Source organism: Pseudomonas caspiana (assembly GCF_040224095.2).
GTDB classification, from domain to species: domain Bacteria; phylum Pseudomonadota; class Gammaproteobacteria; order Pseudomonadales; family Pseudomonadaceae; genus Aquipseudomonas; species Aquipseudomonas caspiana.
Genome location: NZ_CP167995.1, coordinates 669,123 through 687,585 on the forward strand (window position 1 = coordinate 669,123; position 18,463 = coordinate 687,585).

The following is an 18,463-nucleotide window of genomic DNA, read 5'->3' on the forward strand; positions in this document are numbered from 1 at the left end:
CCACTTTTGGCCAAAAACCACTGCCCCTCACAGGCTTGCGATTTCGCACGGCATTGACCGGCCTTTTTTAGCAGGCGACCGACAGGTTTTACGTGAGCCTGAACGCTCATTGTGCCCCCAGATTCGGGGCACTGCCTGCCTTGCTAGGTAGCGAGCGTTTTATTGGTCGTATCAACTCAGACGAAACAGTTGGCGACCCGTTATCATGCGGGCAATCTTCGCCCAAACCTCTGTGGTTAGGTTTTCAATTTTTACACGCAACTCATCTGCGTCAAATGTAGGAAGTAGTCCATGACGGATCAAAACGGTGCCGAGCAGACCGCCAGCAGTCTTGCTGAAGAGGCGCTCAATCAGGCACGTGCTCGTTTTTCGTCGAGCGAAAGCCCTGTCACCCCTGAGCCTGAGTCGGTAAAGAAAAAGCCCGGTCGTAAGACCGCTGCCGTCTCCACCAGTAACAACCTGCAGGACCTGCAAAAAACGCTATGGGCGACTGCTGACAAGATGCGCGCCAACATGGATGCTGCTGAGTACAAGCACATCGTCCTTGGTCTGATCTTCCTGAAGTACATATCTGACAGCTTTGCTGGGCGCCGCGTCGAGCTGGAACGTCGTTTTGCGGATCCCGGCGACGACTATTATCTCGGCAGCGAAGACGCTGATCTGCTGGCTAAAGAGCTGGAAGAACGCGACTACTACAAAGAAGTGAATGTGTTCTGGGTGCCGGAAGTAGCGCGCTGGGAGTCAATACGTGCTGCTGCGAAACAGGTAGATATTGGCAAGCGCATCGACGAGGCCCTGTCTGCCATCGAGGCAGAAAACTCAAGCCTGAAAAACATCCTTGATAAGCGCTACGCTCGTGCCCAACTGCCTGACGGTAAGCTCGGTGAGCTGGTCGACTTGATCTCTATCATTGGTTTCGGTGGTGATGCCAATCAGGCTCGCGATCTGCTCGGCCAGGTCTATGAATACTTTCTTGGCCAATTCGCAAGCGCCGAAGGCAAGAAGGGCGGGCAGTTCTATACCCCAGCGAGCATTGTTAAAACCCTGGTTGCGGTGCTCAATCCGCACCATGGCAAGGTCTACGACCCCTGCTGCGGTTCGGGCGGCATGTTCGTCCAGTCGGAAAAGTTCATCGAAGCTCACGGCGGTAAACTCGGCGACGTCTCTATCTACGGCCAAGAGTCTAACCCGACCACCTGGCGTCTGGCGGCGATGAACCTGGCCATCCGTGGCATCGACTTCAACCTCGGCCGCGAACCTGCCGATACGTTTATCCGTAACCAACATTCAGACCTGCGCGCCGACTTCGTTCTGGCGAACCCGCCGTTCAATATCAGCGATTGGTGGCACGGTAGTCTCGAAGGAGACCCTCGCTGGGTATACGGTACGCCACCCCAAGGCAACGCTAACTATGCATGGCTGCAGCATATGCTGTTCCACCTCAAGTCGAGTGGTCGTGCCGGCATCGTCCTGGCTAATGGTTCGATGAGCTCTAGCCAAAACACAGAAGGCAATATTCGCCGTGCCATGGTAGAGGCTGACGTAGTGGAAGTGATGGTCGCGCTACCTAGCCAGTTGTTTTTTAACACCCAAATTCCCGCTTGTTTGTGGTTCTTGACCAAACAGAAAGTCGCTCGCCCCGGTGAAGTCCTGTTTATTGATGCACGCAAGTTAGGTACCAATATTAGTCGGGTTCAGATTGAACTCCTAGACAGTGATATTGAACGTATTGCTCAGACAGTTGCTAACTGGCGTGGGGTTCCGCTAGATGTTGATGGTGATGTTTCGGAATATATCGATATTCCTGGCTTCTGCCGCAGCGTGAGGCTTGCCGAGATTGCTGAACATGGCCATGTACTGACTCCGGGTCGCTATGTCGGTGCTGAGGCCGTCGAAAATGATGATGAGGCTTTTACCGACAAGATGATCAACCTCACTGCTCTGTTGGGTGAGCAGATAGCCAAGGGCGCGGAACTTGACCAGTTGATCCGGCAGAAGTTGGGGGGGCTGGGATATGAGTTCTGAGTGGCCTATCACTCCGCTCAGTGATTTAATCACTGTGAAGCATGGCTTTGCCTTCAAAGGTGAATTTTTTTCTGATGAGCCATCACCTTTTCAGCTAACAACTCCAGGAAACTTTGCAGTTGGTGGTGGCTTCCAACTTGGGAAAGGGAAGTACTACAGTGGCCCTATTTTCTCTGATTACGTCCTTAGTCAAGGCGATTTAATCGTCACGATGACTGATTTGAGCAAGGCGGCCGATACGCTGGGATTTTCCGCTATAGTTCCTGAGACCCGAGGCACGACTTGGCTACATAATCAACGAGTTGGTCGTGTATTGATAAAGTCAGTGGCACAGGTACACAAAGATTTTCTGCATTACCTCATGCGGACTAATGACTATCGTCAATGGGTTGTATCGGGTGCCACAGGATCCACGGTTAAACATACATCACCTGATCGAATTTGTACCTACCAGTTTCCGCTACCCCCGTTGAACACTCAGAGGGCTATAGCTGAGGCTCTTTCGGCCCTCGACAATAGAATTACTTTGCTGCGCGAAACCAATGCCACCTTAGAAGACATCGCCCAGGCGCTGTTTCAATCCTGGTTCGTCAATTTTGACCCGGTGCGCGCCAAGGCTGAAGGACTTGAACCAGAGGGTATGGGTGCGGCTACGGCTGCATTGTTTCCAGACAGCTTTGAAGAGTCCGGGCAGGCGGAGGTACCGAGGGGGTGGAAAATGAGCACGCTGGGGGCTATCTGCGAACTCAATGGCGGAGTGATTCAGACTGGACCGTTCGGCAGCCAGCTTCATGCCTCGGACTACGTAGCTGAAGGTGTACCTGTCGTTATGCCGAAAGACATATCTGGTCGGCGAGTCGACGCCACTACTGCAGCAAGGATTCTTCCTAAAGATGCTGATCGCCTGTCAAGGCATAAGCTTCGTGGTGGCGATATCGTATTCAGTCGGCGAGGCGATGTAGAAAAGCACGCACTTATTGGTTACGTAGAACTCGGCTGGCTCTGCGGGACAGGTTGTCTCCTTGTGCGTCCAGGCGCGCTACGGAACGTGTCGGGCTATCTCTCTCGTTCGCTAGATTTGCGGCAGACAAAGCAGTGGTTAACACAGCATGCGGTTGGTGCGACGATGCCAAATTTGAATACTGGAATTCTTTCGGCGGTGCCTATTCTATTGCCAGCGGATGAAGTCCTTGCCTCATTCGAGCGAGTGGTTAGTGTCTTGGATGAACGCATCTCCGAGAGTAACGCCACAGCTCAAACCCTCACCCAACTCCGCGACACCCTGCTTCCGCGCCTGATCTCCGGCCAACTACGTCTACCGGACGCTGAGTTGCTGGTTAAGGATAGTTGTGCATGAGCAAAGAAACGATTTCCGCACTGCCCGAAGGCTACGCCGACTGGCTGACTCAACTTAAAGTCGATATTGCTCAATCTCGGCAACGTGCTGCACTGGCTGTCAACGCAGAGTTGGTGCAGCTGTATCATCGAATCGGAGCGGAAATCAGGCAACGTCAGCAGGTTAACGCTTGGGGCGCGAAAGTCATTAAGCGATTGGCGCGCGACCTTTCCGATGCCTTTCCCGATATCCGTGGTTTTTCCAGCCGTAACCTTAAGTACATGGCGTTTTTTGCTCAGCATTGCCCCAATGGTCTATTTGGGCAGCAGCCTGCTGCCCAATTGCCTTGGTTCCATGTGGTAACCCTGCTGACCAAGCTGGCCAGCCCTGCCGAGCGTGAGTGGTATGCTCAGCAAACCGTCTTGCTCGGTTGGTCACGCAGCACGCTGGAGCAGAATATCAAGAACCGCTTGCAGCAACGTCAGGGCGCGGCAGTCACCAACTTTGTTGCACGTTTACCGGCTGCAGAGTCAGCCTTGGCTCACGAAACCCTGAAAGATCCCTACCTGTTCGACTTTCTCGGCTTGGGCGACGACGCCCACGAACGTGATATTGAAGATGGACTGATCCGGCATATCACTCGTTTCTTGCTGGAACTAGGCGCAGGCTTTGCTTTTGTCGGCCGCCAGTTTCGTCTGGATGTGGGCGGTGATGAGTTCTTTATTGATTTGCTGTTCTACCACACCCGTCTGAAGTGTTATGTAGTGGTAGAGCTCAAAGCTACTGCGTTCAAACCCGAACACGCTGGCCAGTTGAATTTTTATCTGGCAGCAGTGGATGCGCAGATCAAAGCCGAGGATGACAAACCCACTATTGGGCTGCTGCTGTGCAAGCAGCAAAATCGCTTGGTCGCCGAGTATGCGTTGTCTGGCATCGATAAGCCCATCGGTGTTGCGGAATACCAATTGCTGCGCGACTTGCCCGAAACCTTGGGCCGAAATCTGCCGAGTATTGCCGAGATTGAGGCCGAGTTGGCCGGTGATCTGGACACAGGAAGTGAATTGGGATGACCGAAGACCAGTTGGAGCAGGAAACCCTCGGTTGGCTGGCAGAAGTGGGTTACACCCATTTGTATGGGCCGAATATCGCTCATGATGGCGAGCAACCTGAGCGTGAAAACTATCGCCAGGTGGTGCTTGCCGAGCGCCTGCGCAATGTCATGGCGAGGCTCAATCCAAAGGTCCCAGTAGCTGCGCGTGAAGATGCGTTAAAGCAGATGCTAGAGTTGGGACTGCCGGTGCAGTTGTCGGCTAACCGCTTGTTCCATCGCCTGCTGGTCAGCGGCGTACCCGTGCAATATCAAAAAGACGGAGAAACCCGAGGCGACTTCGTTCGCGTGATTGATTGGGCTGATGTGAAAGCCAATGACTGGGTGGCGGTCAATCAGTTCAGTATCCTGGGGCCGAAGCACACTCGGCGCCCGGACATCATCTTGTTTGTTAACGGGTTGCCGTTGGCATTGCTCGAATTGAAAAACCCGGCAGATATGAAGGCCGACTTGGGTAAAGCTTTCGACCAAATCCAGACCTATAAAGAGCAGATTCCGGACCTGTTCCAATATAACGAAGTCCTGGTTATTTCCGACGGTAGTGAAGCCCGAATGGGTTCATTGTCGGCTGATCTCGAGCGCTTCATGAACTGGCGGACTATCGACGGCCAGGATCTCGACCCATTGGGGCATTTCAATGAGCTGGAGACATTAGTACGCGGTGCTCTGGCTCCAAAGATGTTGCTCGACTACTTGCGTTACTTCGTTTTGTTCGAAGATGACGGCCGTCTGGTAAAGAAAATTGCCGGCTATCACCAGTTCCACGCCGTTCGCGCGGCCATCCAGCAGGTAGTGAAAGCATCGCGTCCCGGCGGTAGTCATAAGGGCGGGGTGGTCTGGCATACGCAAGGTTCGGGTAAAAGCATCACCATGACGTGTTTTGCTGCTCGGGTGATGCAGGAAGCTGCGATGGAAAACCCGACCATTGTGGTGATCACTGACCGCAACGATTTGGATGGGCAGTTATTCGGGGTGTTCTCGCTGTCCCAGGATTTGCTGCGTGAGCAACCCGTACAGGTGGAATCGCGTGGGGACTTGCGTGCCAAGCTGGCTAACCGTCCTAGTGGCGGTATTGTGTTCGCGACCATCCAGAAGTTTATGCCTGGAGTTGATGAGGACCGCTTCCCGGTACTGTCGTTGCGGCCCAACATTGTTGTTATCGCCGATGAGGCTCATCGCACTCAATATGGTTTTAATGCTGAGCTGAAAGTACCCATGGGGCTTCAGGCTGCTGAGAGCAAAGCACGTTATCAGGTTGGCTTTGCTCATCACCTGCGTAACGCGCTGCCGAACGCCACCTTCGTAGCTTTTACTGGTACCCCAGTATCCGGTGAGGATCGCGACACTCGTTCGGTTTTTGGTGAGTACATTCACGTCTATGACATGCAGCAGGCCACTGAAGATGGTGCGACCGTCGCCATCTATTATGAATCGCGCCTAGCTAAACTCTCGCTGAAAGAAAGCGAGCTACCTACGATCGACGATCAGGTCGACGAGTTGGCAGAAGACGAAGAAGACGACCAGCAGTCGCGACTGAAAAGCCGTTGGGCCGCATTGGAAAAGGTCGTCGGGGCAGAACCACGGATTCAGAGTATTGCGTCGGATCTAATTACGCACTTTGAGGCGCGTAACCTGGGGTTGGTCAGTGTGGAGCAGATGCCCGGCAAAGCCATGGTGGTCGCCATGAGTCGCGAGATCTGTGTGCACCTGTACGACGAAATCATCGCTCGGCGTCCTGAGTGGCATGACGAGGATCCCGAGAAAGGTGCGATCAAGATCGTGATGACGGGCAGCGCATCGGATAAGGCTTTGCTGCGACCGCATATCTATTCTGGACAGGTCAAAAAACGCTTGGAGAAGCGTTTCAAAGATCCACTGGATCCCCTCAAGCTCGTGATTGTCCGCGATATGTGGCTGACCGGTTTTGACGCACCGTGCGTCCATACCTTGTACGTGGACAAACCCATGAAGGGCCACAACCTGATGCAAGCCATTGCCCGGGTTAACCGTGTCTTCAAGGACAAACAGGGTGGCCTGGTGGTGGACTACATCGGCATTGCCAATGAACTTAAGGCCGCGCTGAAGGAGTACACCGGCAGCAAAGGTAAAGGCCGGCCGACGGTGGATGCCTACGAGGCTTATTCGGTATTAGAGGAGAAACTCGACGTTTTACGCAGCCTGCTACATGGCTTCGATTACGGTGACTTCCTCACGGGAGGACACAAACTACTGGCCGGCGCAGCTAACCATATCCTGGGAATGGAAGATGGCAAAAAGCGGTTTGCTGATAACGCGTTGGCCATGGGTAAGGCATTTACTTTGTGCTGCACGCTGGATGAGGCCAAAGCTGTTCGCGAAGAGGTGGCGTTCTTTCAGGCTATTAAGGTCATTCTGATCAAGCGCGAAGTCAGTCAGCAGAAAAAAACCGACGAAGAGCGCGAGCTAGCTATTCGACAGATCATCGGTAATGCAGTGGTCTCTGGTGATGTTGTGGATATTTTCGAGGCGGTGGGCCTTGAAAAACCTAACATCGGCTTGCTCGATGACGCGTTTCTCGCAGAGGTGCGCAACCTTCCAGAAAGAAACCTGGCAGTGGAGCTTCTGGAGCGACTGCTTGAAGGCGAAATAAAAAGCCGTTACAGCTCTAATCTGACTCAAGAGAAGAAGTTTTCTGAGCTGCTGGGCAACGTCATCAAGCGCTACCAGAACCGCTCCATCGAAACGGCGCAGGTCATTGAAGAGCTGATTGAAATGGCCAAAAAGTTCGCCCAGGCCAGCAAGCGTGGTGACGTGCTTGGGCTGAACGATGACGAATTAGCGTTTTACGACGCTTTGGCGACTAACGAAGCCTCTGTGCGGGAGTTGGGTGATGAAATCCTGGCGAAAATTGCCCATGAGCTCACTGCTAGTCTGCGGGCCAATGTCAGTGTCGACTGGAGTAGCCGTGAAAGCGTGAGGGCTAAGCTGCGGATTCTGGTGCGACGGATTTTGCGTAAATACAAATATCCACCGGATAAGGCAGAGGATGCAGCGCAGACGATTCTCGACCAAGCAGCAATGCTGTGTGAAGGGTGGCTCTAACAGAAGCTCGGCCCGCCGCAGGTTATGCATATTCGATAGGAATGATGTGTTCGCCCTGAAACACTAGCATTCACAGAATCCCACCGACAAAAAAGACGCCCTAAGGCGTCTTCTTCTTGATTTGGTGGAGCCGGGGGGATTTGAACCCCCGTCCGCCAGTACTCCGCTGTCGGTCCTACATGCTTAGCCGTGTCTATTAAGTTAACCCTCAGCGACCCGACGGGCAGGGTGCTTTGGGCGAGCTGTGTAAGTTTTAGCCGATTCGTCCACAGCGTACTGCACGGCGATTCTGTTCTATATGACAATCACTTCGGGTTTACAGACATCCCCTAATGATTGCTGGAGCCGAAGCTACCAGAAGTGCGGGCTAGGCTGCTTACGCAGCTAGTTGAGCACCGTAGTTATCGTCATTGGCAACTATAGAAAGTTGCAACAGTGGATTTACGACTTCTGTTACCAAGTCGGCATGCACCTAAAGTTTCATCACCGGCGTCGAATCCTAATCGGCCCCAGGTGACTGCTTTCGCAGTCAGGTCGCGGAGTGTACTCCAATGAGTCTCTCGCGTCGACCTTCTGACGCATCCGGGTTTCGGCCAGCATCGGGGCTGGCCGTAGCGCGGATTACTTGGCGCCTTCGCTGCCCGAGCCGGTATTTTTCAGCTTTGTAAGGGTCTGAGTAGTCAGCTCGATGCAGGTTTTATCGTCGCCAGCGTCTTTTGCTTTCAGGGCGGCTTCGTGAGTTTTTTCGATTTCAGCTTTGGTGTCAGCCGACAGGTTGGTAGCGGACGAAGTGTTCGCATCCTTTAGAGTCTGCAGGTTGGCACCGCAAAGGTCATCGGCGGCAAATGCCGGGGAACCCAACAGGGCGGCGGTGAGGAACAATCCAGTGAGTGCTGTGCGCTTCATTGTGTATCTCCTTTTAAGCCTGTGGACTCGGTGTGGCCGGTCGATGAGGCCTGTAGCCGAGGTCTGTGAGTAAGCCCGACTACAGAATTGGCGGGCTTACAGAACTGACTGTTCACAAACGCAGGGGTTCTATTTTTTTTCATACTCATGTGAAAAAGCCATATTTCGCGATAAGGGCACCAAAATGGGGCGATTGCCGCTGCCAGGTCGCGATCAGGCAATTTTGGCCTGTGTGACGCGATCTACCAGATAGACCAGTCCGTGGTAATCGATACCGCCATGTTGTGACAGTCCAATCTCGCAGGTTCGACTGGTGGAGATGCCTTCGTTGCAGTGCTGGACCGCGTCTTTAAGCGTGCGCAGTGAGTGTGCGTTCAGCTCCGGGGTGGTGAAGCCTTTATCCCCCGCGAAGCCGCAACAATGGATGCCTTCCGGGATGACCACGTTGATGCTGCACAGGCGCGCCAGCTCGATCAGCGCCTGGCTTTCGCCCAGATGCTGCGTGCTGCAGGTGACGTGTACGGCGATCGGTTCTTGCTGAGGCGTGAAGGTCAGTTTGTCGAGCAGGTGCGTGCGGATGAAGCGCACGGGATCGTAGAGGGCCAGGCGGGTGTCTTTGAGGTTTTCCACAAGACGCAAGGTGCAGGGGCTGGTGTCACAATAGATCGGATCGAGCCCGCCGCGGCTGGCTTTGCCGAGCGCCGCCAGTAGCTGCTCACGTTTGCTATCGGCCTGCTCGTTGTAACCTTTTGACGCAAAAGGCTGGCCACAGCACAGGTTGTCCTGATCTTCGGGGAACACCACTTGGTAGCCTGCTTTTTCGAGAAGGCCACGGGTTTTATCCAATAGCGACATCTGTTCTTTGTCACCCGCAGCCGGGCCCATGACCCGGGATACGCACGCTGCGAGGTAAACCACTCGCGGGCGCTGATCTTCAACGGGCGTTGTGAAACGTATCGCTTGTTCGGGTTGCGGCATGGCCGGGAACCATTGCGGCACGCGCCCTGCGGAGGCTTTGCTCAGCGCGGCGGAAATTTTGGCGAGACGCGGCGCACCGAGCAGCATGCGTGCGCCATTGGCGGCGTGCAGGGTGAAACGCGCGCCTTGCAGCATGGTGTTGAAATGATTGGCCATCCAGCCTGCAGCCTGCGCGTGACTGGCCTCCTGGCTGCGCAGTTTTTTGATCAGCTCGCCGGTATTGATGCCGACCGGGCAGCGTTGTGCGCACAGGCCGGTGGCGGCGCAGGTTTCGATGCCTTGATAGTGGTAAGCCTTTTCCAGTTCGTCGGTGTTGATACCCGCACGTTTGCGCGCCTGAATATCGCGCCAGATCACGATGCGTTGGCGTGGGCTGAGGGTCAGGCCTTTCGAAGGGCAGACCGGTTCGCAGAAACCGCATTCGATGCATTTGTCGACGATCTCATCAGCAGCGGGCAGCGGTTTCAGGTGCTTGAGGTGGATCTGCGGATCGGTGCTCAGCACCACGTCGGGATTGAGAATGCCGTTGGGGTCGAGCAGCCGTTTGAGTTGCCACATCAATTGATAGGCGTCGTGGCCCCACTCCAGTTCCACGAAGGGCGCCATGTTGCGGCCGGTGCCGTGTTCGGCCTTGAGCGAACCGCCGAATTCCACAGCCACCAGTTGCGCGACGTCTTCCATGAACGCCTGATAGCGGGCGACTTCCTCTGGGTTGTTGAAGCCCTGGGTGAACACGAAGTGCAGATTACCTTCCAGGGCGTGGCCGAACAGAATCGCTTCGTCGTAATGGTGTTTGTCGAACAGCGCGATCAGGCGGCGCACGCCGATGGCCAGTTGTTCGACGGGGAAGGTCACGTCTTCGATGATCACCGTGGTGCCGGTCTGTCGGACTGCGCCGACGGCGGGGAAGGTGTCTTTGCGGATGGCCCACAGGCGCGCGTTTTCCAGCGGATCTTCGGTGAAGTCGACCTGTTTCTCCACGGGAAAAGACGCCAGCGAGGCCATGATCTGCGCCAGTTGTTCGTGCAGCAACGGCCTGGACGCAGCGCGTGCTTCTATCAGCAACGCGCAGGCGTTTGCCGACAGTTCACGGACGAAAGCGGGCATGCCGGGTTTGTCCTGTACCGAGCGCATGCTGCGTCGGTCAAGCAGTTCGACGGCGGCCACGGGCTGGCTTTTCAGGACGGTGACGGCGTTGCAGCAGGTTTCCACATCCGGGAAGACAATCAGTGCCGACGCCTTGTTGGGATGGTCGACGACGGTGTCGTAGGTCACTGCACTGATAAAGCCTAACGTGCCCTCGGAACCAACCAATAAGTGGCTGAGGATATCCAGCGGTTCATCGAAGTCCACGAGTGCGTTGAGCGACAGGCCGGTGGTGTTTTTCAGGCGGTATTTATGGCGGATCTTCGCGGCCAGTTCGGTGTTGGCGCGGGTTTCGCGGCTCAGTCTGGCGAGCTGTTCCAGCAGGTCGGCATGGCTGACGCGAAAGGCTGCAACGCTGTTTGGGTCTTCAGTATCGATGCGGGTGCCGTCGGCCATTACCACGCGAATACCCGCCAGCGTGTGGTAAGTATTTTGCGCGGTGCCGCAGCACATGCCACTGGCGTTGTTGGCAACGATGCCGCCGATCTTGCAGGCGTTGATGGACGCCGGATCTGGGCCGATCTTGCGACCAAATGGCGCTAGCCAGACGTTGGCCTGTGCGCCGATCACGCCCGGTTGCAGGCGGATTTGCGTGCCGTGCTCGCGCACTTCGCGGCCGTTCCAGTTGTCGCCCAGTATCAACAACACTGAATCGCTGATGGCCTGGCCGGAGAGGCTGGTGCCTGCGGCGCGAAAGGTCACCGGGACGTTTTCGCGCTGGGCCAGTTTGAGCAAGGCGACCACTTCATCTTCGGATTCAACGCGGATCACCAGCTTGGGGATCAGCCGGTAAAAACTCGCGTCGGTGCCATAGGCCAGCGTTGAAAGTGGATCGTCGAAGCGGCGATCGGCAGGGATCAGGCGGTGGGCTTCGGTCAGGAAGGAGGCGGGCAGGCTCATGCGGTCTTCCTCAGGCAGTCAGGGGCTCAGGTTTTCAGGATTAGCGACGCCGCGGCATCTGGCGTGCCGCGTGCGTTTTGATACATGAGCTCAGACGCCCAGTTCACGAACCAGCGAGTCGCGGGAAATCTCGCTGATGGATTTGGCCCCGGTCAGCACCATGGCCACGCGCATTTCCTTTTCGAACAGGTCGAGCAGGTTTTTCACGCCTGCCTCGCCGTGGGTGGCCAAGGCGTAAATGAACGCGCGGCCGATCAGTACGGCATCGGCACCCAGGGCAATCATTCGCACCACATCCAGTCCGCTGCGAATGCCGGAATCGGCGAGGATCTTCAAATCACCTTTCACGGCGTCAGCGATGGCGGGCAGGGCGCGAGCGCTGGACAACACACCGTCGAGCTGACGGCCGCCATGGTTGGACACAATGATGCCGTCGGCACCGAATTTCACCGCGTCGCGAGCGTCTTCCGGGTCCAGAATGCCTTTGATGAGCATCGGGCCGTCCCAAGTGTCGCGGATCCATTCCAGGTCCTTCCAGGAAATAGACGGATCGAAGTTGTTGCCTAGCCAGCCAATGTAGTCGGCAAGGCCGGTGGGGTTACCACGGTAGGTCGAGATGTTGCCCAAGTCGTGCGGGCGGCCGTTGATGCCGACGTCCCATGCCCATTGCGGATGGGTCATGGCTTGCAAGACCCGGCGCATCGGGCCGTTGGCTCCGCTCATGCCGTGGTGTGCGTCACGGTAGCGTGCACCGGGCACCGGCATGTCGACGGTGAACACCAGCGTTTTGACTCCGGCGGCTTTAGCACGCTCAAGGGCGTTGCGCATGAAACCGCGGTCCTTGAGCACGTAGAGCTGAAACCAGATGGGGCGGTCGATGGCCGGGGCGACTTCTTCTATCGGGCAGACGGACACCGTGGACAAGGTGAACGGAATGCCTTTGGCGGCCGCCGCGCGCGCTGCTTGTACTTCGCCGCGCCGGGCATACATGCCACACAGGCCGATGGGCGCGAGCGCCATGGGCATGCTCATGGTTTCGCCGAACAGCGAGGTTTCCAGGCTCAGTTCGGACATGTTCTTCAGCACGCGTTGGCGCAGAGCAATGCCGGCGAGGTCCGAGACGTTGTGGCGCAAGGTGTGCTCGGCGTAAGCGCCACCGTCGGCGTAGTGAAATAGGAATGGCGGCAGCTTACGTTGCGCTGCGGCGCGGTAGTCAGTGGAAGCGGAAATAATCATGGGCTCTCACAACTTGAGTGGGTGGGCAGCCGGGCGCGCTCAATGCGCCCGGCGCTTGTTTCATCAGTGCACCAGCATGCCGGTGAACCAGTACGCCTGCGCGTAGGTCATGCAGCCAATAATCGTGGCAAAGAAAATGCTGTGCTTGAGGGTGAAACGGAACAGGTCGGACTCCTTGCCGACCAATCCGGTCGCTGCGCAGGCAACGGCGATGGACTGCGGGGAAATCATCTTGCCCGTAACGCCGCCCGTGGAGTTGGCGGCGACCATCAGCACATCACTGACGCCCACCTGATGCGCGGTGGTCGCTTGCAACGAGCCGAAGAGCGCGTTGGACGAGGTGTCCGAACCGGTCAGGAACACGCCCAGCCAACCCAGGAATGGCGAGAAGAACGGGAAGGCCGCGCCGGTCCCGGCCAATACCAGGGCAAGAGTCGAGGACATGCCCGAGTAGTTCATGACGAAGGCAAAAGCCAGCACCATGCCGATGGACACGATGGCCCAGCGCAGTTCTTTCAGGGTTTCCTTGAAAGTGGTCAGACCGGTGCTTGGGGTGATCCGCAACACGATCATCGCCAGGATGGCGGAGAACAGAATCGCCGTGCCCGATGCCGCGATCAGATCGAACTTGTACACCGCAGGCATAGCTGTCGCCTTGGCGACGATTGGTGCGGTCTTCATCACCAGTTGGTCGAGGTACGGAATCGGGATGTTCATCGTCCACGCCTGCAAGGCACCACCGGCGAGGAACATTGCCTTGAAGGGCTTCAGTGTCCAGATGGTGACCATCACGGTGAGAATCAGGAACGGCGACCAGGCCTTGATGATTTGGCCCATGGTGTAGGGCGATTTGACTGAGGTGCGTGGCTGACCAAAACCGCCGGGGCTGCCCATCACGGCTGCGCCGCCCGAACTGCTGACGACGGTTTCGCCCGCTTTTTTGGGCTGCCAGACTTTCAGGAAGAAGGTCAGGGCGACCATGCTCACCAGTGCCGAGGTGATGTCCGGCAGTTCCGGGCCAATGTAGTTGGAGGTCAGGTACTGGGTAACCCCAAAGCTCACGCCTGCGACCAGCGCGGCGGGCCAGGTTTCTTTAACGCCCTTGACGCCATCCATCATGAACATCAGCCAGAACGGCACGAACACTGACAGGAACGGCAATTGCCGCCCCGCCATCGCGCCAATCTTGAACGGGTCGATGCCCGATACTTGCCCCGCCACAATCACCGGAATGCCCAGTGCGCCGAAAGCCACCGGCGCGGTGTTGGCAATCAGGCAGAGGCCCGCCGCATAAAGCGGGTTAAGGCCAAGGCCGACTAGCAACGCAGCGGTAATTGCCACTGGTGCGCCGAATCCTGCTGCACCCTCTAGAAACGCTCCAAAACAAAACGCGATCAACAGCACCTGGATGCGCTGGTCATCGGTGATGGACATGACGGAGCTGCGGATGATCTCGAACTGCCCGCTTTTGACGGTCAGTTTGTAGAGGAACACCGCAGCCACGATGATCCATGCGATGGGCCACAGCCCATAGGCAAACCCGTATCCGGCGGCCGCGAGTGCCATGTCAGCCGGCATCTGGAACACGAAGATCGCGACCAGCACCGATAACGCCAGCGTAATGCTGCCAGCGATGTGCCCTTTGAGCCTGAAGACGGCCAATGCCAGAAAGAAAAACACGATGGGTATGAGTGCAGCGGCGGCCGAAAGGCCAAGACTGCCCAAGGGTGTATAGAGCTGTTGCCAGGTTTGCATATGGGAGGCCCCTAATTGTTTTTGGATAGGCCCGGTATTCCGTGTCTTACGTGCGAGGCTTCGGTCTGACGCCCAGGGTAGTGGACGTCCTGCCGACGCTGACGAACGAATCGCACAGCTCACCAGTTCAAGCCTTTCATCATCTTGAAAGGTTCTTGCAGCGCAGTAGAGAGTAGCTACTGATACTGGCATTGGGTAATTGGTAATACCAATTTACAATGTCTAGTCGCTAGCGTAGAAGCCTTGCTATTGATGTGTCAATTTGCCGTGTTGCGACTTTCGTAGGAGGCCCTGTGAAATGAGCCGCTGATATGGCTTTTTGGGCGCTATCTGGCGGGTGCTTGAAAAGCGGCAATCAGCCAGAATACGCGCGCCCGGTAACACGATCGGGGAAGTGGAGTGAGAGTGATGGGCTTTGATCAGGTGCGTCAGCGCCGTTTGTCCGACGATATTGTCGAGCAGCTTGAACGAATGATTCTTGAGGGCACGCTCAAGTCGGGCGGGCGCTTGCCTGCCGAGCGGGCCCTTGCTGAGCAATTTGGTGTTTCCCGGCCTTCCTTGCGCGAAGCGATCCAGAAGCTGACCGCGAAAGGCCTGTTGATCAGCCGTCAGGGCGGCGGCAATTATGTAGTGGAGAACATTGGCTCGACGTTCAGCGATCCGCTGCTGCATCTGCTGGAAAGCAGCCCGGATGCGCAGCGCGACTTGCTGGAGTTTCGTCACACGCTTGAAGCGTCTTGCGCCTACTACGCGGCGATGCGCGCCACGGATGTGGATCGCGAGCGTCTGCGGTTAGCGTTCGACACTTTGCAGGATTGCTACACGCGGGTAGGCGAAGTTAGCCGGGCGGAGGAGGGCGCAGCAGATGCGAGCTTTCATATGGCTATCGCCGAAGCGAGTCATAACGCCATTTTGCTGCACACCATTCGCGGGTTGTTTGATCTGCTCAAACGCAACGTGGTGATCAACATTGGCGGGATGTACAAACAGCGCAGCGAAACCCGCGACATGCTGATCAGTCAGCACCGGGAGTTATACACAGCCATTATCGAAGGGCGCGCGGACGATGCGCGTGATATATCCAGTCGCCATTTGCTGTACGTGCAGGAAGTGCTGGAAGAAGTGCGGCAGCAGGCGCAACGCACGGCTCGGGCGGAGCGGCGTAACGGGATGTGAGCGGATTGGGTATGCATATGCTGAACATGTAGGACGGCTTTAGCCGGGAGAGCGATGTTCAGTCGATGCATGTGCAGCGACTGTACCGACGTCCTCGCGAATAAATTCGCTCCTACAGTTCTAGCCTTGGGACAGGAGAAGTCAGGCGCTAAGCCTAATCATCCTTGCCCTTAGTCCGCACGGCACGTTGCAGCTCGCGATCGGAATCGCGCTCACGCTCGGTGTGGCGCTTGTCGTATTCCTTCTTGCCTTTACCCAGAGCAATTTCGCACTTGATCAAGTGCTGCTTCCAGTAAAGGGAAAGAGCCACGCAGGCATAGCCTTTCTGCTGAACCGATGACGTCAGCTTTTCAAGCTCACGCTGGTTGAGCAGCAGTTTGCGGGTACGTGTCGGGTCAGCGATGACGTGCGTGCTGGCAGTCGTCAACGGCGAGATGTGGCTACCCATCAGCCAGGCCTCACCATCTTTGAGCAGCACATAACTGTCGACCAGCTGTACCTTGTTGGCACGCAGACTTTTTACTTCCCAGCCAGCCAGGACCAGACCGGCCTCGAACTTGTGTTCGATGAAGTAATCGTGACGCGCTTTTTTATTTTGCGCGATGGTCCCTGTAGGGTGTTTCTTGAGCTTAGCCATAGGCGACGCATTATAGGGACTCGCTTCAATGTCGGCTACGGGAAGCTGCATGCTTGAGCGCGTTGATTGAATCCCGGACAATGCGCGCTGCTTCAGGCGAGTATTTCTGGTCCTGAAGCACAGGTGACTAATATTTCATTCGAACCGATGCTGGCTCTCCAGGTCGATTTGTTCATCACGCTGTTCACCAAGGTGACGTGTGTTTGCAGTATCCGCAGGTTGGGTGACGGGCCTTGGCGCTCCTTGCTTTGACGTTTTTTTGATGCGCTATGTGGCGCCGTTCGGCATCCTTGATGTACTTGCCGCACAGCTTTGGAATTGACGCTGACATGACTACGCATATTCAACGTTCCGCTCTTTTGCCCTATCCGGCCAAGGCTCTCTATGACCTGGTCAATGATGTAGAGCGCTACTCCGAATTCTTGCCTTGGTGCTCTGACGCTAAAGTGCTGGAGGTGAGTGAGGAGCACATGCGCGCCAGCCTGGAAATCGCCAAGGGCGGTTTGAGCCAGCATTTTGTTACGAAAAACACGCTGGTGCCTGGGCAGTCCATCGTAATGGATCTGGTCGAAGGGCCGTTTGAGCAGCTGCATGGCGTCTGGACGTTCAAGGCGCTGGGCGAGAAAGCCTGCAAGATCAGCCTAGACCTGTCGTTTGATTACGCTGGCCCCATCGTTCGCGCCACGCTTGGGCCGTTGTTCAATCAGGCGGCTAATACGCTAGTGGACGCGTTCTGTCAGCGAGCGAAAGAGTTGCATGGCTGAAGCGATGCTAACGATCGAGGTGGTGCACGCTGGAGTAGATCGACAGCTGTTGCGTGCCGTTGAGGTTCCAGCAGGCTCGACTGTTCAGCAGGCACTGCTGATTTCAGGGTTTGGCAACGAGTTTCCCGAGCTGGACCTGACGCAGTGCCCTGTAGGGATTTTCGGCAAGGCTGTAAGTCAGGAGCGCATAGTCGAGCAGGGCGACCGGATTGAGATATATCGCCCGCTTTTGGCTGACCCCAAGGAGATTCGTCGGTTGCGCGCTGCCAAAGCCGCGAAGGCCAGAAAAGACAGCGGGCTTTAGCCTCTTTGGCGATACGCAGACAGCAAAAAGCCCGGCATGCCGGGCTTTTTTGTTGCTGCAGTAATGCTTTTACTGCGGCGAGACTTCCAGTGGTTCCTGGGTCGGAACAGGGACGGTCTCGACTTTGTCGACGTCTTTCTGGATCTGATCCAGCAGCGAGCCTGGCTTGGCAGGTTCTTCTTTAGGCTGCTCTGGCGTAGCAGTTGAGCTGCCGTCGTTGCCAAGAATGGCTTCATCGCGGCTCACGCCCGGCATGAAGTCGCCGGACAGGCTGACCAATTGGTCATTGCCATTGAAGATCAGCGATACGCGCTCTTGCTGACGTTCACCGCCACCAGGCTGCAGGCTGTACAGGTAATCCCAGCGATCAGCATGGAAAGTATCGGTCAGCAGGGGGTTGCCCATGATAAACCGTACTTGCCGTCGGGTCATTCCCGGCCTTAACTGGTCTATCATGTCCTGCGTGACGACATTGCCTTGCTGGATGTCGATTTTGTAAACCCCGGGGAATGAACAACCGGCGAGTGCGAGCAGTCCCACAAGGGTGAAACTGGTTAGCAGGAGCTTGGTGTTTTGCATCGGTGGGCGACTTCCACTATCTTGGCTGGGACAACGTAAACCCCGATCATACCTGCATTAAGAGAAGCTGCGAAGCAGCGTCTGCGAGAAAGCTGACCATGGTTGAAAATAGCGAACTACGAAAAGCCGGACTTAAAGTGACCCTGCCACGGGTCAAAATACTACAGATGCTCGATTCCGCCGAGCAGCGCCACATGAGTGCCGAGGATGTTTACAAGGCACTGATGGAAGCTAGCGAGGACGTCGGACTGGCCACGGTTTACCGTGTACTGACCCAATTCGAAGCGGCCGGATTAGTGGTTCGCCACAATTTCGACGGTGGACATGCGGTATTCGAACTGGCTGACGGCGGCCACCACGACCATATGGTCAACGTGGAATCCGGAGAAGTGATCGAGTTCTTCGACGAAGAAATCGAAAAGCTTCAGAAAGCGATTGTCGAGCGGCACGGCTTCGAGTTGGTGGATCACAACTTGGTGCTCTATGTGCGCATGAAAAAGGCTTAAGTCTTTTTTGATGCAATCAGCAAAGG

The 18,463-nt window shown here is 56.1% G+C and carries 14 protein-coding genes and 1 other RNA gene; 8 read left to right on the top strand and 7 right to left on the bottom strand.

Annotation, left to right across the window (positions count from 1 at the left end; genetic code table 11):
- Positions 1 to 291: 291 nt before the first annotated feature.
- From ABRP31_RS03070 to ABRP31_RS03085, 4 genes are read left to right on the top strand one after another with little or no spacing between them, the layout of a single operon-like run.
- On the top strand, positions 292 to 2,025 hold the full coding sequence (locus tag ABRP31_RS03070; RefSeq protein WP_349971381.1) for a class I SAM-dependent DNA methyltransferase: 1,734 nt from the start codon (positions 292 to 294) through the stop codon (positions 2,023 to 2,025).
- On the top strand, positions 2,015 to 3,382 hold the full coding sequence (locus ABRP31_RS03075) for a restriction endonuclease subunit S (protein ID WP_349971380.1): 1,368 nt from the start codon (positions 2,015 to 2,017) through the stop codon (positions 3,380 to 3,382). The genes ABRP31_RS03070 and ABRP31_RS03075 overlap by 11 nt, the downstream gene beginning before the upstream one ends.
- Entirely contained in the window at positions 3,379 to 4,431 is a 1,053-nt protein-coding gene (locus tag ABRP31_RS03080) for a PDDEXK nuclease domain-containing protein (RefSeq protein ID WP_349971379.1), read from the top strand. The genes ABRP31_RS03075 and ABRP31_RS03080 overlap by 4 nt, the downstream gene beginning before the upstream one ends.
- Entirely contained in the window at positions 4,428 to 7,550 is a 3,123-nt protein-coding gene (locus ABRP31_RS03085; RefSeq protein WP_349971378.1) for a type I restriction endonuclease subunit R, read from the top strand. The genes ABRP31_RS03080 and ABRP31_RS03085 overlap by 4 nt, the downstream gene beginning before the upstream one ends.
- Before the next feature lie 122 nt (positions 7,551 to 7,672).
- On the opposite strand, the gene ssrA is transcribed toward ABRP31_RS03085, so the two are convergent.
- The 5 genes from ssrA to ABRP31_RS03110 all read right to left on the bottom strand — a co-directional run bounded on the left by ssrA (position 7,673) and on the right by ABRP31_RS03110 (position 14,471).
- Positions 7,673 to 8,061: a transfer-messenger RNA gene (gene ssrA / locus ABRP31_RS03090) on the bottom strand.
- 110 nt (positions 8,062 to 8,171) lie between these two features.
- Positions 8,172 to 8,456, bottom strand: coding sequence for a hypothetical protein (locus ABRP31_RS03095; protein WP_349971377.1), 285 nt, complete (start codon positions 8,454 to 8,456; stop codon positions 8,172 to 8,174).
- Positions 8,457 to 8,669: 213 nt separating this feature from the next.
- A complete protein-coding gene (locus ABRP31_RS03100) occupies positions 8,670 to 11,480 on the bottom strand; it encodes an FAD-binding and (Fe-S)-binding domain-containing protein (RefSeq protein ID WP_349971376.1) in 2,811 nt (936 codons plus the stop codon).
- Positions 11,481 to 11,570: 90 nt separating this feature from the next.
- A complete protein-coding gene (lldD, locus tag ABRP31_RS03105; protein WP_349971374.1) occupies positions 11,571 to 12,716 on the bottom strand; it encodes an FMN-dependent L-lactate dehydrogenase LldD in 1,146 nt (381 codons plus the stop codon).
- Between the two features lie 63 nt (positions 12,717 to 12,779).
- Positions 12,780 to 14,471: a lactate permease LctP family transporter gene (locus tag ABRP31_RS03110; RefSeq protein WP_349971373.1), complete on the bottom strand. Its 1,692-nt coding sequence runs from the start codon at positions 14,469 to 14,471 to the stop codon at positions 12,780 to 12,782.
- A 408-nt stretch (positions 14,472 to 14,879) separates the two neighbouring features.
- Here ABRP31_RS03110 and ABRP31_RS03115 point away from each other — a divergent pair, with 408 nt between their 5' ends.
- Positions 14,880 to 15,647: a GntR family transcriptional regulator gene (locus ABRP31_RS03115; RefSeq protein ID WP_349971372.1), complete on the top strand. Its 768-nt coding sequence runs from the start codon at positions 14,880 to 14,882 to the stop codon at positions 15,645 to 15,647.
- A 154-nt stretch (positions 15,648 to 15,801) separates the two neighbouring features.
- On the opposite strand, the gene smpB is transcribed toward ABRP31_RS03115, so the two are convergent.
- On the bottom strand, positions 15,802 to 16,284 hold the full coding sequence (gene smpB / locus ABRP31_RS03120) for an SsrA-binding protein SmpB (protein ID WP_027901440.1): 483 nt from the start codon (positions 16,282 to 16,284) through the stop codon (positions 15,802 to 15,804).
- A 329-nt stretch (positions 16,285 to 16,613) separates the two neighbouring features.
- Here smpB and ABRP31_RS03125 point away from each other — a divergent pair, with 329 nt between their 5' ends.
- Positions 16,614 to 17,048, top strand: coding sequence for a type II toxin-antitoxin system RatA family toxin (locus tag ABRP31_RS03125; protein ID WP_087266770.1), 435 nt, complete (start codon positions 16,614 to 16,616; stop codon positions 17,046 to 17,048).
- Positions 17,041 to 17,352 (top strand): RnfH family protein, encoded by a 312-nt coding sequence (locus ABRP31_RS03130; protein ID WP_349971371.1) that lies wholly within the window; start codon positions 17,041 to 17,043, stop codon positions 17,350 to 17,352. The genes ABRP31_RS03125 and ABRP31_RS03130 overlap by 8 nt, the downstream gene beginning before the upstream one ends.
- A gap of 69 nt (positions 17,353 to 17,421) precedes the next feature.
- Here ABRP31_RS03130 and ABRP31_RS03135 read toward each other — a convergent pair whose 3' ends face one another.
- Positions 17,422 to 17,931: an outer membrane protein assembly factor BamE gene (locus ABRP31_RS03135; protein ID WP_349971370.1), complete on the bottom strand. Its 510-nt coding sequence runs from the start codon at positions 17,929 to 17,931 to the stop codon at positions 17,422 to 17,424.
- A gap of 98 nt (positions 17,932 to 18,029) precedes the next feature.
- On the opposite strand from ABRP31_RS03135, the gene fur reads away from it, so the two are divergent.
- Positions 18,030 to 18,437, top strand: coding sequence for a ferric iron uptake transcriptional regulator (gene fur, locus ABRP31_RS03140; protein WP_087266767.1), 408 nt, complete (start codon positions 18,030 to 18,032; stop codon positions 18,435 to 18,437).
- The last annotated feature ends 26 nt before the right edge of the window (positions 18,438 to 18,463 follow it).

Bases quoted from the DNA above. Each gene is read 5' to 3' on its own strand.
- ABRP31_RS03070 (WP_349971381.1), top strand. From the start codon at position 292: ATGACGGATCAAAACGGTGCCGAGCAGACCGCCAGCAGTCTTGCTGAA.
- ABRP31_RS03075 (WP_349971380.1), top strand. From the start codon at position 2,015: ATGAGTTCTGAGTGGCCTATCACTCCGCTCAGTGATTTAATCACTGTG.
- ABRP31_RS03080 (WP_349971379.1), top strand. From the start codon at position 3,379: ATGAGCAAAGAAACGATTTCCGCACTGCCCGAAGGCTACGCCGACTGG.
- ABRP31_RS03085 (WP_349971378.1), top strand. From the start codon at position 4,428: ATGACCGAAGACCAGTTGGAGCAGGAAACCCTCGGTTGGCTGGCAGAA.
- ABRP31_RS03095 (WP_349971377.1), bottom strand. From the start codon at position 8,456: ATGAAGCGCACAGCACTCACTGGATTGTTCCTCACCGCCGCCCTGTTG.
- ABRP31_RS03100 (WP_349971376.1), bottom strand. From the start codon at position 11,480: ATGAGCCTGCCCGCCTCCTTCCTGACCGAAGCCCACCGCCTGATCCCT.
- lldD (WP_349971374.1), bottom strand. From the start codon at position 12,716: ATGATTATTTCCGCTTCCACTGACTACCGCGCCGCAGCGCAACGTAAG.
- ABRP31_RS03110 (WP_349971373.1), bottom strand. From the start codon at position 14,471: ATGCAAACCTGGCAACAGCTCTATACACCCTTGGGCAGTCTTGGCCTT.
- ABRP31_RS03115 (WP_349971372.1), top strand. From the start codon at position 14,880: ATGGGCTTTGATCAGGTGCGTCAGCGCCGTTTGTCCGACGATATTGTC.
- smpB (WP_027901440.1), bottom strand. From the start codon at position 16,284: ATGGCTAAGCTCAAGAAACACCCTACAGGGACCATCGCGCAAAATAAA.
- ABRP31_RS03125 (WP_087266770.1), top strand. From the start codon at position 16,614: ATGACTACGCATATTCAACGTTCCGCTCTTTTGCCCTATCCGGCCAAG.
- ABRP31_RS03130 (WP_349971371.1), top strand. From the start codon at position 17,041: ATGGCTGAAGCGATGCTAACGATCGAGGTGGTGCACGCTGGAGTAGAT.
- ABRP31_RS03135 (WP_349971370.1), bottom strand. From the start codon at position 17,931: ATGCAAAACACCAAGCTCCTGCTAACCAGTTTCACCCTTGTGGGACTG.
- fur (WP_087266767.1), top strand. From the start codon at position 18,030: ATGGTTGAAAATAGCGAACTACGAAAAGCCGGACTTAAAGTGACCCTG.